We start from the raw sequence: 16,647 nt of genomic DNA, 5'->3' as shown, positions 1-16,647 counted from the left end.
ACGTCGTCGACCTCATGCGGCTGCAGCCCGACAGCGAGCACCCGCACGGAATGCCGGACCGCGACTACGACGGACTGTTCACCACCGACAAGCCGGTCATCTTCGCGTTCCACGGCTACCCGTACCTCGTCCACCGGCTCACCTACCGCCGCGCCGGGCACCCGAACCTGCACGTCCGGGGCTACAAGGAGGAGGGCACGACCACCACGCCGTTCGACATGGTCATGCTGAACGACCTGGACCGCTACCACCTCGTCATGGACGTCATCGACCGCGTCCCCTCGCTCGGCGGGCGGGTCGCCCACATCCGGCAGCGGATGGCCGACCAGCGGCTCGCGGCTCGCGCCCACACGCGGCTGCACGGCGAGGACGCGCCCGAGGTCAGCGACTGGACCTGGCCGTACTGAGACCCTCCGGTGACGGAGTGCTACTGAGGAGCGGTGATGAGGGTACTCACGGTCAACCCCGGGTCGAGCAGCCTGAAGGTGAGCCTCCTGGACGACGACGACACCGTCCTCGCGGTGGAGTCCGGAGTCGGCCACGAGATGGCCCCGATGGTGACCGACATGCCGCCCCCGGACGCGGTCGGCCTGCGGTTCGTCCACGGCGGCACCGACTTCCCCGGGCCGGTGCTCATCGACGCCAAGGTGACCGGGCGGCTGCACGAGCTGGCCGACCTGGCGCCGCTGCACCAGCCGGCGTCGCTGGAGGCGCTGGCGGAGATCACCGCGGCGCTGCCGGGCGTCCCCGCCGTCGCCTGCTTCGACACCTCGTTCCACGCCACCCTCCCGGACGCCGCCGCCACGTACGCGCTCCCCGAGGAGTGGCGCCGCCGGTTCGGGCTGCGCCGCTACGGGTTCCACGGCCTGTCGTTCGCCTACGCCGTCCGCCGGACGGCCGAGATGCTCGGCACCGTCCCCACGCGGACGGTCGTCTGCCACCTCGGCGCCGGGGCGTCCCTCTGCGCCGTCGCCGAGGGCCGCTCGGTCGACACCACGATGGGGTTCACGCCGCTGGAGGGCCTGGTCATGGCGTCCCGGGCGGGCAGCGTCGACCCCGGCATCCCGCTGTGGCTGGTCAGGCACGGCCTCTCCGCGGAGGACGTCAACACCGCGCTGGAGCGCGACTCGGGACTGCGCGGCCTCACCGGGATCGGCGACATGCGCTGCATCCGCGCACTGGCCGCGGAACGGGACGCGGACGCGCTGGCCGCCCTGGACGTCTACCACCACCGGCTCCGCGCCTGCGCCGCCGCGATGACCGCCTCGCTCGGCGGTCTCGATGCCCTGGTGTTCACGGGGGGCGTCGGCGAACACGACCCGTCCGTGCGGATGCGCCTGGCCGAAGATCTCGCCTACCTCGGCGTCTCCATCGACCCGGACCGCAACACGGCGGCGGACGACGACACCGACATCACGGCTCCCGGCGCCTCCGTCCGCACACTCGTGATCGAGGCCCGCGAGGACCTGGAGATCGCCACCGGGACCCGCCGGGTCCTCGGTAACGAGTAAGACCCAGCCGCCCCGACCGGCGGTCGAACTCCGCTGATGATGGGCTCTGGCCTGGGAGAGGGCGCATGGAAAACAAGTCCGTGTCGGTGTTCCTGGGATGTTGTGGCCAATTCGGTGACGACCGTACGGCCGATGTAGGCGCCCCCGGTTCCACGTTGGATTTCCTCTGCAAGTTATGAACGAGCCACTTCTTCGCGCACGCGGGAGATTTGAAGACGTCGCACCTACTTTCCCACGGCGGCCGCCGCTCTCGGAATTCTCCCGGATGGCGGCGAGGTAGGGTACAAAGACAACGCAGTCAGCGGCGACACGACCACCGATCGCCTCGAAATCAAACGGCTCACCGGGCTGTTGGCGTCAATTCAGTCCGCCGCGTACCCGGTGGACCAGTCCTCGAACTGATAGCAAAGGTGGCGAAGGAAAAGTGGACCTGAGCACCGCCGTATGGCGCAAGTCGAGCCGCAGCTCCAACAATGGCGGCGACTGCGTCGAAGTCGCCCGCATCAGCGACACCGTCGCCATCCGCGACAGCAAGAACCCCCACGGAGCCAAGCTCCTCCTCACCCCCCATGACTTCAAGAACCTGACCCGGTCTCTGAAGAACGCCTGATCTCCGGGGGCCCTGTCGGGTTCGCGTGCTGGCTGTACGTAGCCGCAGTTCGTGGTTCGCGAGCCCATATTCGGCGGCCGTGCGGTGGGGGCGGCGCTGCTTACGGGGCCGCCCCCACCGCCAGCCAAGAAGCTCCGCCGTCAGCCCTTCCAGCGTTGACCCTTTCAGTGTTGGCCCTTCAGCGTTGGCCCTTCAATTTGCTTCGTTTCTTTTGTGACACGGAGTCGATGGGGTGGGCGGCAGGTTCAGCTAGGCGAGGCGGTGCCCGAATTTTCGGGTTAGTTCTTTTGTTGGTCGCCGCGAACTCCGACGTGGCTTAAGGGTGACAATTTTGGCTCCCCGCTATGGGCTTTTAGAGGGGTGGGTGGGCCTTAGAATTGAGGCATGGAAAGAGTTGCGGTCGATCTGGCGGTGGCGTCCACCATGGAATTGGTGAACGCCGCGTCCGCGATCGCGGCCGAGCTCGCCCGGCGTGAGCCGCCTGAATCGGCGGCCGCCTGCCTGGAACTCACCGAAGCCCTTTCCACGGCCAACGACATGAACGAGGCCGCCCTCACTGGATTCGTCTCCGTTGTGGACGCCGGTCGTGAGGTGCAGCGCTGGGGTTTCCCGTCCACGCAGTCGTGGCTGCGCAACCGGCTCGGCATGCGCGACGCCCGAGCCAAGGAACGGCTCGTCCTCGCCCGGCAGCGGCACCGCCTGACCGAGGTCACCGGACGGTGGAGCGCCGGTGACCTGCCCCTCGGCTACGCCGCCACCATCGCGGGAGCGGTCGCCCGGCTTGACGATGAGGACTGCGCAGCAGCCGAGAAGATCCTGCTCGGCATGGTCGACCAGGACTTCTCCGCTGGGAAGGTGGCTTCGTTCGGCCGCCGTATCCGCGACGTGATCGCAGAGCGGGATGGCACCGAACCCGCACCCGACGGTGCTCAACGGGGCTATGACCGGTCCTGGATCGACTCGACGCGTTCCCTGGACGGCGGGCGGTACATCAAGGGATGGCTGAACGCCGAAGACGCCGCCATCTGGGACGGAACGCTCGGGCCGCTCGCCAAGCCCGCCGGTAGCGATGACCGCCGTGACCTGTCCGAGCGGACCGCGGCGGCGTTGTCCTCCGTGCTGTCGGGCGGGCACAAGGCCACCAAGGTCACCGTCATCTGCGACCTGGACACCCTCACCGGCGGCACCGCACCCGGAAGACTGACCGACGGTACTCCCATCCCCGCCGAGCAGGCTCGCCGGATCGCTCTGGCGGCCGGGGTCTCGCCCCTGCTGCTGGGACGCGGTCACGTGCCGCTCTACCTCGGCTACCGGGAACGGTTCGCCACACCTGGGCAGCGACGGGTCCTTGAGGCCCTCTACCCCACGTGCGCGGTGGTGGGCTGCGAAGTCCCCGGGACGTTGAGCGAGGTCGACCACGTCAACGGATGGGCGCTGGGCAACAGCCCCACCGACATCGACCAGCTCACTCTCACCTGCGGATTCCACAACCGGTACAAGGCCGCGCACCCTGGTCGGATCACGGTCCGCCGAGATACCGAAGGCCGCTACAGCTACCGCCTCCAGCAGCCCGGAACCGACGTCGGACGCGAAACCGGGACGCCCATCGCGGTCGGCCGTCCACCCCCTTGGAATCAGGCCGCCTGAACTTCGGCCGCCCCGTCCTTCGGCTGCGCACCCGTTCCGCCAGAAGATGCAGCCGCCCATCACGCTGCTCAGTGCCTCATGGGTGTGCTGTGGACGGTGTCGTCAAAGGCCGAGGGCAGATCACACCGAGCCTCAGCACCGCCGCCCAGATCCGTGGCTCCGGCGGCGCCCCAGAGGACGCCGGTCGGGCAGGGCCCTGGGGAGGTGCGACTGCCCGGGAGCGTGATCGGCGACACGGTTCACTTCGATGACCGTGGCTTGGGAAGACGTCGCCGTCCGCCCCAGCAGGCCGGCCGTCGCGGCCGCGGTGCGTGCGGTGGGTGAGCAGGGCCTTGGTCGCTCGCACCGCGCCGCTCCTCAGCCCTTGGCGTCGGCGACCTTGTGCGGGCCGGCGAAGCCGAACAGGTAGCCGGCGACCCTGCGCATCTGGATCTCCTCGGCTCCTTCGGTGATGCGGTAGCGGCGGTGGTGGCGGTAGATGTGCTCGAACGGGGTGTGCCGGGTGTAGCCGAGGCCGCCGTGGACCTGCATGGCGCGGTCGGCGGCGTCGCACACGAACCGGTTGGCCCGGTAGTTGCACATCGAGACCCGGTCGCTGATCTCCATGTGCGGGACGCGGTCCAGCTCCCAGGCGGTCTTGCGGACCAGGCCGCGCAGCATCTCGGCCTCGGTCTGCAACTCCACCAGCGGCCACTGGATCGCCTGCCGGGTGGCCAGCGGCCGCCCGAACGTGACCCGCTCACGCGCGTAGGCCACGCTGCGGTCGATGCAGTACTGCCCGGCCCCGACCCCGGAGGCCGCCTGGCGGATCCGGTTCTCGTGCACGAACGTCTGCGCCACCGCGAGCCCCTCGCCCACCTCCCCGAAGACCGCGGAGTGCGGCACCCGCACATCGCGGATGGTCACCTCGGCGTGGTCGGTGGGCATGTTGAAGGTCCACCAGTGGAAGTCGACCGAGAAGCCCGGCGCGTCGGTCGGCACGAAGAACGCGGTGCTCCCGCGGGCGTCGCCGGGCTCGCCGCCGGTCCGGGCGAACACCACGTCGTGGGTGGCCGAGTGCATCCCCGAGTTGAACCGCTTGGCGCCGTTGACGACCCAGTCGCCGCCGTCGCGGACCGCGCTGGTCTGCATCCAGGTCGCGTCGCTACCGTGATCGGGCTCGGTCAGCCCGAAGCCGATCCGCTTGGCGCCGGTCAGCATCGGCTCCAGGTACTCCTGCTTCTGCTCGGGCGTCCCGAACTCCAGCAGCATGTGCGCGAACGGGAAGTTCCCGACGACGGACGCCTCGTTCTGCAGGTCGTTGTGCAGGCCGAGCCCCTTGTGCGCCAGATGCTCGCGGATCACCGCCATCTCCAGGTTCGTCCCACCCGAACCCCCGGCCTCCTCCGGCAGGCCGTAGCGCAGCCACCCCGCCGCGTCCGCGCGGCGGAACATCTCACCCAGCAGTTCCTCCCACTCCGTGCGCGGCACACCCCCGTTCTCGAAATCGGTACGGGAGTACTCGCGGCGGTGGTCGAAGAACCGCTCGTTGTCGTCCTGGGCCTGCAGCGGCACGATCTCCCGCTCGATGAACGCGTCCAGGTCCGCAAGACGCCGGGTCAGCTCCTCCGGAAGATGGAAATCCATACAATCTCCTCAACCTTTGTGGTGCGGGCCAGCATGGCACCCGCCGCCGCCCGGCAGGAAGGGCGGGGTCACCGCACGCTTACTTCCGCCCTGCCGACGTCGGCGGCCTCGCGCTGGCGCGTCCGTCGGCCGACCCCGCACGCTCCTTCCGCCGATGACGCCACCCGGGGACGGGTGGCGCGGGTCATCAGGCCGCCCGCAGGACGGACAGTTTCCGCGGCGCGACGGTGCGGACCGTGACGCGCACCCGGCGCCCGCTCCCGCGCGGTCTGGAAGCGCGCGGATGCTTGAACACCGTGCGGCCGAGCACCGCCGCATAATCGGGGTGGTCGACGGATGGCGGCGGGGGCGGGGGCCGGGAATCCCAGTCCCCGGGAGCCAGTCCGGAAATCCATTCCCATACGTGGAAGAAACGCCCCCAGGGTATTTTCACCGTATAGGCGCTGGCGACTTTGAACTCCGTGCCGAGACTCCAGGAACGCCGGGTCATCGGCGCCACGTCCTGCCCCACGACGTCCACTTCGGGAAGTGAGACGTACCTGGACCGGAAACGGGTGCGGAAGTGCGACGTCTTGACGTCCATATACGCCTGCAGCCGGCCGTCCCCCGACATCGTGAGGCCGAAGTCCGGCGGGTTGAGAAAGCGCAGCCGGCCGCTCATCGAGGCCCGTGCCTCGTAGGAGAGCCCGGTGTTCCGCATTCCCAGCGCCGAGCCCACGGAAAAGGAGCCGCCGACGCCGGCGCCTCCTTCGAAGGTGAGCGCCATGGCGTCCCGGGTGAGCGTACTGGTCACCCCGCCGCCGATTCCCCGGTAGAAACTGAACTTGAGGTCGAGGCCGGCGTCGTCCACGGGGATCGAGACGGCGGAATCCCGGCCGGCGTCCGCGTTGTCACCGGAATTTCGCCGCAGCGCCGCCCGTGCGGCGGAGTACGGCACGTTTCCCGGTAACGGCCCCTCGCCGGAGAGATCCCGCGAGGCGCAGGAGACGTCGACGACACAGCCGCAGGCGCGGACGAGATCCGTCCGCGCCTTCGGGACGATCAGCATGGCCGGAGCGGCCAGGACCATGGCGGTCACCATGATGATCCGGACACGCCTGTCCCTGCATGCTCGTTTCATGATTCCTCAGTCCGCACACCTGCCCCACCCGTACAGAACAGCGACACTATAACTCTAAGTATCCAAAGAAACACATAGAGTAACCACTGGCTTCTTTACGCGACATAGCGGCGTGGGCCGGGTATGTGGGGCGGATGGCACGGGATGCCCCCGGCACGGGAGGAACACGACGAGCCGGGCCCGGCGCACCGCCTCCGCGAGATGGGGGGAGGCGGTGCGGCGGGCCCGGGAGCGGATCGGCCGGTCAGGACGCGGCGAGTTCGCGCCGGCGTTCGGCCCACTGGAGGGAGTGGCGGATGGCGTCCTCGATGGTGTACTCGGCCTTCCAGCCGAGCAGGTCCCGCGCCTTGGCCGGGTCGACGAACGCGCCGACGACGTCCCCGGGGCGGGCGGGGGCGTCCTCGGCCCGGAAGCCGTCGCCGACGACCTCCCGGAAGGCGTCCACCAGCTCGCGGACGGTGGTCCCGTCGCCCGTGCCGAGGTTGATCACCTGGTAGCCGGAGCGGTCCCCCAGCGGCGGGATGATCGAGTCGAAGCGCAGGGCGGCCTCGTAGAAGGCGCGGGCGATGTCCCAGACGTGGATGTAGTCGCGGATCGCCGTGCCGTCCCGCGTCGGCCAGTCCACCCCGGTGATCTTGAAGGGGACGCCGAGGTCGTGGCACTCGATCATCTTGCCGAGGGCGTGCGTGGGCTTGCTGCTCTGCAGGCCGGTCCGCAGCCGCGGGTCCGCGCCGATCGGGTTGAGGTAGCGCAGCGAGACCACCCGCAGCCTCGACGCCTTGGTGAGGTCCTCCATCAGCAGCTCGGCCATCATCTTCGAGCGGGTGTAGGGGTTCTGGGGCTCCAGCGCGGAGGTCTCCGACACCGAGAGGTCCGGCTCGGGGCGGTACATCCCCGCGGTGGACGCGAAGATCAGCCGGTCCCGGCCGTTGCGGATGAGGTGGCCGGCGAGGTCGAGGGTCTTGCTGAGGTTGACCCGGTAGTAGCGCAGCGGGTCGGCCATCGAGTCGGGCACCACGATCAGTGCGGCGCAGTGGACGGTCGTGACGATGTCGGGGTGCTCCCGGAAGATCCGGTCCACCAGCTCGCCGTCGCCGATGTCGCCCCGGTAGAAGATCCTCCCGTCGGTGAACTCCGGCCGGCCCGTGACGAGGCTGTCGAGCACCACGGGCGTCACTCCGCGTTCGGCGAAGGCGGAGGCGATGGTGCTGCCGATGAAACCGGCTCCCCCGGTGATCAGGACTTTCATGTGGCATCCCCTGACAGCCGTGCGTCCCCTGAAACTGGTCACGCTCAGGATCAGGAGGCGGTCGCGGAGGGTCAACGGCCCGCACCCCAGGTGACCGGGTCCGGACGCCGGTGAACCGGCGGGACCCTCCGGACGTCCGCGCACGAGTTCTTCTGCGGCCGTCACCAGCGGGGATCCCGGGAGCGCGCCGGACGGCCCGGCGGACGTCCGAAACGGGCGGCGGGCGGACGGGTGCGGCGGGCGGGCGAGTACAGCATTTGCAGGATCCCCCGCGCGCCGGCAGCGGTCATCGTCGGTGGATGCAACCGACCCGCGTCCTCATCGTGGACGATCACGCGCTCTTCGCCGAGGCCCTCGCGGCCCGGCTGGGGCGCGAGCCCGATCTGGTGATCCTGCCGATCGCCGCCGATGTGCGGCGCGCCCTCGCGCTGACCGCCACCGAGCGCCCGCGGGTGCTCGTCCTGGACCTGACGCTCGGCGCGGAGAACGGGCTCGACGTCCTGGACCGGGTCCGCGAAGCGCACCCCGACGTGCGGGTCGTCGTGCTGACCGCGATGAGCGATCTGGACGCGCTGGTCCAGGCCGTCCGGCGCGGCGCCGTGGGCTGGCTGGAGAAGACCGAGAGCGCGGACCTCGTCGCCCGGGTGATCAGGTCCGCGGCCCGGCGGGGCGGCTGGATCCCGCCGGACGTGCTCGGCGAGGTGCTGCGCCGGCTCGTGCGCGGCGACGGGGAGCCGGTCGGCGGGGCCGCGCTCCTGGCCGGGCTGACGCCGCGCGAACGCGAGGTCCTGCAGTGCATGGTGGACGGCCTCGGCCGCGCGGAGATCGCGGAGCGGCTGGGCCTGTCGGCGAACACCGTCCGCACCCACACGCAGAACCTGCTCTCGAAGCTCGACATGCACTCCGCGCTGGAGGCCATCACGCTCGCGATGCGCGCCGGCATGCGCCCCACCGACCCCTGACCCCCTCCCCGCACCTGGTGCAAACGGCGTAGACGGGGGTCGTCTTTTGGGCGATTGCCCGCGTGACGGGCCTTCCTACGCTCGCCGTGACGAGGCCGAAGGGGAAGATCGTGGAGCTCGACGAAGTCGCGGCGCGGGTGGTTCGCAGCTACTGGGTGCTCTTGACGGTCATGACCGTCCTCCCGCTGACGCTGGTGGCGCTGCTGATGAGCGGCCGGGAGCCGGTGGCGGTGGCGCAGTCGCGGCTGCAGGCCGGTGCGACGTCGGCGGACGCGGCGGCCGGCGAGGCGGGCGCGAGCGTCGTGGTCAGCCAGGTGAAGGCGTTCGCGACCAGTGAGGGCCTGCTGACCGAGGTGCTGCTGGAGCAGAAGGTCGACCGGTCCGCGCGCAAGGTCGCCAAGTCGGTCGAGGTGACCGGGCTCGGGTCCTCCACCGTGGTCGAGCTGTCGGTGAAGGACCGGGACCCCGCCGTCGCGCAGCGGCTCACCGACGCCATCGCGACCAAGGTCGTCCGGCAGATCAACCACTCCAACCAGGACGCGATCCGCAAGCAGGTCGACGAGATCGACGAGCGGATCGGGGACCTGGAGGACAAGCTCGGGCCGCTGGCGCGGCGGGCGGGCGGCGCGTTCCCCGACATCTCGGCGGCCAACGAGCGGGAGCGGGTGCAGGCGGAGCTGAGCGGCCTGCGGTCCAACCGCTCGGACCTGATGACGCAGCTCACCTCCGCGGGGACGGCGTCGGTGGTGCAGCACGCGGTGCCGGCGCCCCGGCGCGACCCGACGGTCATGATGGCGGCGATCGCGGGGCTGGCCGGGCTGGTCGGCGGCATCCTGATCGCGGTCTTGGCGGAGATGGTCCGGCCCACGATCCCGGGGCCGCGGCGCGTCGCGCGGCGGCTCGGGGTGCCGATACTCGGCTGGGCCGACCGCGGCCCCGCGCAGCTCGCCGACCTCGGCCGGCGGGTGCGGCTGGCGGCGAAGAAGGAGGACGTCGGCCGGGTCACGCTGGTCGGCGCGCCCGGACCGCTGCCGCCGCGGCTGGTGTCGACGGTGGCGGCGGCCGTCTACGGCGACGAGACGCGGCCGGTGCAAGCCGGGGCGGCGGGGGCCGGGGCGGCGGGGGCACGTCCCGGCCGCGCGTCCGAGAACGGCGTCCCTGACGGCGGCGCCCCCGAAGGCGGGGAGGACGCCGGCGACGGCCCTTCCCTGAACAGCGACGGACCCGGCGGCCGGAGCGGCACGTCCGTGGTCCGCGCCGGCGGCGGCACCGCGGTCATGGCGAAGAAGCCGGGCGAGGTGTCGCCGTCGGAGACCACCCAGCCGGTCGCGGTCCGGCGCGCGTGCCACGTGCACGCGTTCGAGGACATCGACCCGGGCGCCGACGAGACGGTCGGCGTGGTCGTGGTGGTCGGGCGGGTGACGACGGTGGCGGGGCTGGAGACGGTCCGCGACCTCGTCGCCGCGTCCGGCTGGCCGCTGCTCGGCGTCGTCGGCGCGTCGCGCAAGGCGACGACCCGCATTTCCGCACGCAGGCCCGCCAAGGGGCGCGAGACCAAGGAGTAGCCAGATGAGTTCAGCCGTTCCGTTCTGCGTCCCGCCGCTCACCGAGGGGGTGCCCGAGGCGGTCGCGAAGGTGCTCGACGGCCGGTGGCTCACCACGGGGCCGGACACCGCCGCGTTCGAGCAGGAGTTCGCCGACCACCTCGGCGCCGCGCACGTCGTCGCGGTCGCCTCGTGCACCAGCGCGCTGGAGCTGAGCCTGCGCGCGATGGGCCTGCCGCCGGGGTCGCCGGTGCTGACGCCCAGCCTGACGTTCTGCGGCGCGATCAACGCGATCCTGCACGCCGGGCACCGCCCCGTCTTCGCCGACATCGACGAGGAGACGCTGGTGCCGAGCCCGGACACGGTCGCCGCCGCGGCGGCCCGGGTGGCGCCCGCCGCGATGGTCACCCAGAACCAGGCCGGCTACCCGGTGGACGTGCCGGCGCTCGCCGAGGCGGCCGGCCTCGACCGGTCGCGGGTGGTGGAGGACACCGCGCACGGGCCCGGCGCGGCGCGCGGCGGCGCCCCCGTCGGCTCGTCCTCGCATGCGGCGTGCTTCTCCTTCTACGCGACGAAGAACATGCCGATCGGCGAGGGCGGGGCCGTCGCGACGAGGGACGAGGAGTTCGCCGACCGGGTCCGGGCGATGCGGCTGCACGGGATGAGCAAGGACTCGTGGAAGCGGTACCTGCCGGGCGGTAGCTGGCGGTACGACGTGAAGGAGATCGGGCTGAAGGCGAACATGACCGACGTCCAGGCGACGATCGGCCGCGCCCAGATCCGCTCGCTGCCGGGCTGGCAGCAGACCCGCCGCGAGCTCGTCGCCCGCTACGACGAGGCGCTCGCCGGGGTGCCCGGGGTCGTCCTCCCGCAGCGCGAGAGCCTCGACGGCGTCCAGCACGCGTGGCACCTCTACCAGGTGCGCATCCCGGACCGCGACGCGGTCGGCGACGCGATGCGGGAGGCGGGCGTCGGGACGTCCGTGCACTTCATCCCGGCGCACCAGCTGTCGGCCTACCGGTCGATCCTCGGCGAGGACGAGTGCGGCGGCCTCCCGGTCACCGACCGGGTCGGCGAGGAGCTGCTGTCGCTGCCGCTCTACCCGGGCCTGACCGCGGACGGCCAGGACCGGGTCGTCGCCGCCCTCACCGAGGCCCTGCGGACCCGGGCCTGACCGTGCGCTGGATCCCGCCGCACCGCCCGTCCCGGGGGTTCCGCATGTCGTTCGGCAACCGGGCCGCCGCGCCGCCCGCCGCGCCGCCGGCCGGTCCGTTCAGCCCGCTGCTGGACCGGGCCGAGATCCCGCTCGGCGACCCGCGCGGGCGGCGCCTGCTGCGCGGCCGGCGGGTGCTCGTCACCGGCGCGTGCGGGACGGTCGGCGGCGCGCTGTGCCGGCGGGTCTGGCGGCTCGGCCCGGCCGCGCTGTGCCTGGTCGACAAGGACGGGCGCGGGCTGGAGCGGCTCGCCCGGGAACTGGCCGCGCGGCCGGGCGGCGGGCGCGTCACCCTCGCCGAGGCGGACGTGCGGGACGCCGCCCGCGTCGACGCCGTCGTCGGGGAGGCGCGGCCCGAGCGGCTGTTCCACGCGGCGGGCCGGTACCGGCTGGCCGAGGTCGAGCACGACCCGTGCCGCGGCGTCGCCGACAACGTGCTCGGCACCAGGCACGTCCTCGACGCGGCGGTGCGGCACGGGGTGCGGCGCCTCGTGCTCGTCTCGTCCGACCGGGCGGCGGAGCCGACGTCGGTGCTCGGCGCGACGATGCGGCTCGCGGAACTGCTGCTCCAGACGGCGACGGGCGGCCCGACGTGCTTCGCCGCCGTCCGCGTCGGCGACGTCATCGGCGCGCCGGGCACGCCGTTCGGCCCGCTCGCCCGCCGCATCGCCGCGGGCGAGGTCGTCACGATCGCGCACCCGGAGGCCGCGCGGCACGTCATGACGGTGACGGAGGCGGCGGGCCTGCTGATCGAGGCGGCGGCGCTGGCGGAGGAGGCGGAGACGTTCGCCCTCGACATCGGCAGCCCCGTCCCGGTGCTCGACCTGGTCCAGCGGTACGCCGCGCAGCTCCGCTCGCCCGCGGTGACGATCAGGTTCCGCGGGCTCGGTCCCGGCGAGAAGCTCGCCGAGAAGGCGTTCGCCGACTCCGAGCGGCGGATCCGCACCGCCCACCCGAAGATCTGGGGGACCCGGCCGCTGCCGCCGCCCGGCGGGGTGCCGCGGCTGCTCGACGCGCTCGCCGCGGCGGCCGAGGCGGGCGACGCGGACGAGGTGCGGCTGCTGCTGCGCCGCCTGCTGCCGGAGTACCGGCCGGCCAGGCGTTCCCTCCCGGCCAGTGAGGTGATCCGTGAGTACAGGTAGGAACCCGTGAGTACAGGTAGGAAGCTGCGCGTCGCGCAGGTCATCACCCGCTTCAACGGCGGCGGCGGCCGGGTGGCGCTGAACGGGGCGCTCGCGCTGCCGGACGGCACGTACGAGCGCGCGATCGTCACCGGCGGCGTCGGCATGGACAGCGAACCCTCGGCGGGCCGTTCCGCCGCGGGCCGCACCGCGATGGGCCGCGACGCCGTCCTGCACGGCGACGAGGCCGTGGCGAACGCCGCCGCCGGGGACCTCACGCCCGCGGCGTACCGGGCCGGGATGGAGATCGTCCAGGTGGGGCCGCTGGTGCCGCAGATCTCGCCGCGCGACGACCTCGCCGCGCTGTCGACCCTCACGAGGGTGCTGGCGGAGGGGCGGTACGACGTCGTCCACACCCACTCGTCCAAGGCGGGCGTCATCGGGCGGCTCGCGGCGGCCCGCGCGGGTGTGCCCCGCATCGTGCACACCTGGCACGGGTTCCCGTTCAACGAGTTCCAGTCGTGGGCGCGGCGCACCGCCTACATCCGCCTGGAGCGCATCGCGGCGAAGCACACCGACGCGTTCCTCGGGATCGGGTCGGAGACGGTGACGACCGCGCTGCGGCTCGGCCTCACGACTCCGGAGCGGGTGCGGCTGTCGTGGCCGGCCGTGGACGTCGACGCCTACGCGCCCGCCCCCGGGGCCAGGGCGCAGGCGCGCCGCCGCCTCGACCTGCCCCTCGGCGTGAAGGTCGTCGGGTCGGTCGGCCGGCTGACCTTCCAGAAGGGCCCGGAGATCTTCGCCAGGGCCATCGCCCGGCTGCCGGACGACGTGTTCGGGCTGTGGGTCGGCGGCGGCCCCATGGCGGAGCGGCTGGCGAAGCTGACCGCGAAGCTCGGCGTCGAGGACCGGATGCGCTGGCTCGGGCACAGCGACGACGTCGCCGCCGTCCTGCCCGCGTTCGACCTGATGGCGATGGCGAGCCGCTGGGAGGGCCTGCCCTGCGTGCTGGTCGAGGCGATCAGCGCGGGGATCCCGCTGGTCGCGACGGCCGTCCCGTCCAACCAGGACCTCGTCCTCGCCGGGGAGACCGGCCTGCTCGTCCCGCCGGAGGACCCGGAGCGGCTCGCCGGCGCCATCGCGGCGCTGCTGGACGACCCGGCAGCCGCCGACCGGATGGCCGAGCGCGCCCGCGGCCGGATCGGCGAGTGGTTCTCCCCCGCCCACCTCGGCACGGTGCTGGACGAGACGTACCGCGGCACGTCCCGGCGGCCCTACCGGCGGTCATGACGGCGACCGCGACCAGGACAGCCCCGACGGCCGCCCCGGCCGCCGGGGCGCCGCCGCTCGCGCCCCCGCCGCCCCGGCGGGGGCGGCGGCTGGAGGCCGCCGCCCTGGTCGCCGGCATCGCGTCGCTGCCGATGCTGATGCCCGCCGGGCTCGCCCCCGGGCCCGGCAACACCGCCCTGCCCGACGCCGTGCTGGGCGGCCTCGTCCTCGTGACGTTCCTGTGGGCGGGGACGCGGAAGGTGCCGCTCCGCTGGCCGTACCTCGTGCCGACCCTGCTCACGGTCATCGCGGGCGGCGTCGCGGCGCTCGCCAACGACGGCGCCGGGGGGCTCACGCTCGTCAAGGACCTGTACGTGCTGCTGTGGGCGGTCTGCATCGCCAACCTCGGCCGCGACCCGTCGCTGCTCCGCGTCGCGCTGCGCGCCTTCGTCTGGACCGGCACGGCCTACGCGCTCGTGATGATGGCCGGCTTCGCGATCGGGAACGACGCGCTGTCCGGCAAGCAGGTCGACGGCGAGCGCCTCATGTTCACGTTCGGCGACGCCAACTACGCGGCCAACTGGTTCATCTGCGTCTTCTTCATCGTGCGCGCCACCCGCTTCCCGGAGCGGACGTGGGCCCGCCGCGCCGTGTGCGGGATCCTCCTCGCCGCCGAGCTGCTGACCGGCTCGAACGGCGGCCTGCTCGCGCTGTGCTGCGCCCTGGTGCTCGGTTACCTGTTCCGGCTGTTCCGCGAGGGCAAGGCCCACCACGCCGTCGCGGTCGGCGCCGCGGCCGCGCTCTTCGGCGGCGGCGCGGTCGTCACGGTCACCCAGGTCGACATCCAGCCGTTCCTGGACCGCGCCGGGCAGGCGTCCCCGATCCTGCGCGACTCGATCGGCCGGACGACCGGGGAGAGCACCGAGTCCCGCAGCACCGTCTTCGCGACGACCTGGGACATGCTCGAGGCCCAGGAGCACCCGTGGGGCATCGGCGCCGCGCAGACCGAGCCGCAGATGCGCGTCCGGCAGGAGCCGTACGTCCAGGAGGCGCACAACGACTACATCGCGTCCGTCCTCGAACGCGGGTTCATCGGCGGGGTCGCGCTGATCCTGCTGCTGGCGGTGCTGATCCTGCGGACCCTGCGGATCGCGCGGCGGGACGCGCTGAAACCCGAGTACGCGCGGCTCGTCCCGCATCCCGAGCTCTTCGGCGCCCTCCTGGTCGTGTTCCTCGTCTGCGGCCTGTTCTACGAGGTGCTGCACTACCGGCACGGCTTCGCCGTCTTCGGCCTGATCGCCGCCCTCGACCTCTTCGGCCGCCGCGCGCCCGCCGCACCCGCCTTGGCCGCGAACGTCACCTCGCCCCGGCTCGCTCCACCGCGCCGCTCCACGCCCGGGTTGTCCGTCCCTCCCCAGGTTTTCGTCCCCGCTCAGCAGGCGCCCTTACGCGAGCGCGGCACCGAGCGGAAGCAACCCGATGAAGAACGCCCGCCGCCGGGTGCCGAGACCACGGCGGTCAAGGACGCCGAGGAGAAGGGGCTCTGCAAGCGGCTCGTGTCGCTGGTCGCCGGGAACATGGCGGCGCGGGTGGGGGCGCTGGCGTCGCTCGGGCTCGCGACGGTCCTCGTCGCGCGGGTCGGCGGGCCCGAGCTGGTCGGGGCGTTCACGCTCGTCCGGATCCTGCCGGGTCTGCTCTGCCACCTGTCGAACGGCGGGCTCCCGGCCGCCGCGCCCTACTTCCTGGCGCGGGACGAGCGCGGCCCGAGCCGGATCCGGCCGACGCTCGCCTGGCTGACCGTCATCGGGGCGGTCCTGGCCGCGCTGACCTGGCTCGCGCTGAGCCCGCTGCTCTTCCACGTGTTCTTCACGTCGTTCGGCGTCTGGGTGACGCTCGCCGCGGCCGTCCCGGCGTTCACGCAGGGGTTCGTGTCCGTCGGGAAGGGGCTGCTCCAGGGGACCGACGACCCGAACGGCGCGAGCCTCGCCATCGCCGTCGAGGAGTTCGTGTTCCTGCCCATCTACGTCGCGATCCTGCTGGCCTGGCACGGGGCGGGCGCGCTCGTCGCCGGGCTCGTCCTCGCCGACCTCGCCGCCGCGGCGTGGATCGCGCGGCGGCTGCGGCGGCGCGGGTTCTTCCGCGGCTGGGGACGGCCCGACGCGCGGCTCGGCAGATCCATCGCCGGGTACGGGTTCCGCGGCTACGTCGGCCAGCTCATCGACCTCCTCCAGCTCCGCTTCGACATGGCCCTGCTGGGCGCGCTCGCCGGGCCGAAGGTGCTGGGCGTCTACACGGTCGCCAGCAAGTTCGCGGAGCTGGTGCAGCTTCCAGGGCTCGCGGTGAACTACGTCCTGTACCCCGACTTCGCCAGAGAGGACAAGCGCAGCGCCGCACGCCGCACCGCCGCGCTCATCCTGCCCGCGCTCGGCATCTCCGTCCTCGCCGCGCTGCCGCTCGCGCTGATCGCCGGGACGGCGCTGCCGTGGGTGTTCGGCGACGTGTTCGACGACGCGGTCGTGCCCACCTACATCCGCCTCGCCGGGGTCGTCACGTTCGGGGTGACCGGCCTGATCATGGCCTACCTGTACGGCGTCGGACGGCCCGGTGCGGCGTCCACCGGGCAGGGCATCGGCCTGCTGGTCGTCGTCGCGCTCGGCGCCGTGCTGATCCCGGCGCACGGCGCGGAGGGCGCCGCGGTCGCGACGTCCGTGTCCTTCCTCGCCACCACCGCCGCCCTGCTGGCCTGGTTCCAGCACGTCAGGAATAAGGGGTGAC

At 72.6% G+C, this 16,647-nt stretch carries 13 protein-coding genes; 10 read left to right on the top strand and 3 right to left on the bottom strand.

Annotation, left to right across the window (positions count from 1 at the left end):
• The 4 genes from IEZ03_RS38130 to IEZ03_RS24255 form a co-directional block, all read left to right on the top strand.
• Positions 1-407 (top strand): phosphoketolase family protein (locus IEZ03_RS38130; protein ID WP_506269204.1); only part of this gene is annotated, 407 nt, incomplete at its 5' end.
• Positions 408-443: 36 nt separating this feature from the next.
• Complete coding sequence (locus tag IEZ03_RS24265; RefSeq protein WP_184881058.1) at positions 444-1,511, top strand: acetate/propionate family kinase; 1,068 nt, start codon at positions 444-446, stop codon at positions 1,509-1,511.
• A 424-nt stretch (positions 1,512-1,935) separates the two neighbouring features.
• Positions 1,936-2,121 (top strand): DUF397 domain-containing protein, encoded by a 186-nt coding sequence (locus IEZ03_RS24260; protein ID WP_184881056.1) that lies wholly within the window; start codon positions 1,936-1,938, stop codon positions 2,119-2,121.
• A gap of 384 nt (positions 2,122-2,505) precedes the next feature.
• A complete protein-coding gene (locus IEZ03_RS24255; RefSeq protein WP_184881054.1) occupies positions 2,506-3,768 on the top strand; it encodes an HNH endonuclease signature motif containing protein in 1,263 nt (420 codons plus the stop codon).
• Positions 3,769-4,125: 357 nt separating this feature from the next.
• Here the strand turns inward: IEZ03_RS24255 and IEZ03_RS24250 are convergent, their stop codons facing one another.
• The 3 genes from IEZ03_RS24250 to galE form a co-directional block, all read right to left on the bottom strand.
• Positions 4,126-5,394, bottom strand: a complete 1,269-nt coding sequence (locus IEZ03_RS24250) for an acyl-CoA dehydrogenase family protein (protein WP_184881052.1) — start codon at positions 5,392-5,394, stop codon at positions 4,126-4,128.
• Positions 5,395-5,581: 187 nt separating this feature from the next.
• The gene (locus tag IEZ03_RS24245; protein ID WP_184881050.1) at positions 5,582-6,442 is read right to left on the bottom strand and encodes a hypothetical protein; all 861 of its coding nucleotides are present in this window, start codon (positions 6,440-6,442) and stop codon (positions 5,582-5,584) included.
• A gap of 316 nt (positions 6,443-6,758) precedes the next feature.
• Complete coding sequence (galE, locus tag IEZ03_RS24240) at positions 6,759-7,763, bottom strand: UDP-glucose 4-epimerase GalE (protein ID WP_184881048.1); 1,005 nt, start codon at positions 7,761-7,763, stop codon at positions 6,759-6,761.
• 299 nt (positions 7,764-8,062) lie between these two features.
• Between galE and IEZ03_RS24235 the strand changes: the two genes are divergently transcribed.
• The 6 genes from IEZ03_RS24235 to IEZ03_RS24210 all read left to right on the top strand — a co-directional run bounded on the left by IEZ03_RS24235 (position 8,063) and on the right by IEZ03_RS24210 (position 16,646).
• The gene (locus IEZ03_RS24235; protein WP_184881046.1) at positions 8,063-8,725 is read left to right on the top strand and encodes a response regulator; all 663 of its coding nucleotides are present in this window, start codon (positions 8,063-8,065) and stop codon (positions 8,723-8,725) included.
• A gap of 110 nt (positions 8,726-8,835) precedes the next feature.
• Positions 8,836-10,290, top strand: coding sequence for a YveK family protein (locus IEZ03_RS24230; RefSeq protein WP_184881045.1), 1,455 nt, complete (start codon positions 8,836-8,838; stop codon positions 10,288-10,290).
• A gap of 4 nt (positions 10,291-10,294) precedes the next feature.
• Positions 10,295-11,443: a DegT/DnrJ/EryC1/StrS family aminotransferase gene (locus tag IEZ03_RS24225; protein WP_184881043.1), complete on the top strand. Its 1,149-nt coding sequence runs from the start codon at positions 10,295-10,297 to the stop codon at positions 11,441-11,443.
• 44 nt (positions 11,444-11,487) lie between these two features.
• The gene (locus IEZ03_RS24220; RefSeq protein ID WP_184881041.1) at positions 11,488-12,624 is read left to right on the top strand and encodes an SDR family NAD(P)-dependent oxidoreductase; all 1,137 of its coding nucleotides are present in this window, start codon (positions 11,488-11,490) and stop codon (positions 12,622-12,624) included.
• Positions 12,625-12,630: 6 nt separating this feature from the next.
• Positions 12,631-13,893: a glycosyltransferase gene (locus IEZ03_RS24215; RefSeq protein ID WP_184881039.1), complete on the top strand. Its 1,263-nt coding sequence runs from the start codon at positions 12,631-12,633 to the stop codon at positions 13,891-13,893.
• A complete protein-coding gene (locus IEZ03_RS24210; RefSeq protein ID WP_184881037.1) occupies positions 13,890-16,646 on the top strand; it encodes an O-antigen ligase family protein in 2,757 nt (918 codons plus the stop codon). The genes IEZ03_RS24215 and IEZ03_RS24210 overlap by 4 nt, the downstream gene beginning before the upstream one ends.
• Position 16,647 lies beyond the last annotated feature (1 nt).

Source organism: Actinomadura livida, assembly GCF_014648675.1.
Taxonomy (GTDB): domain Bacteria; phylum Actinomycetota; class Actinomycetes; order Streptosporangiales; family Streptosporangiaceae; genus Spirillospora; species Spirillospora livida.
The sequence above is the reverse complement of the archived record's forward strand: the minus strand, read 5'-3'. Positions and strand labels throughout refer to the sequence as shown.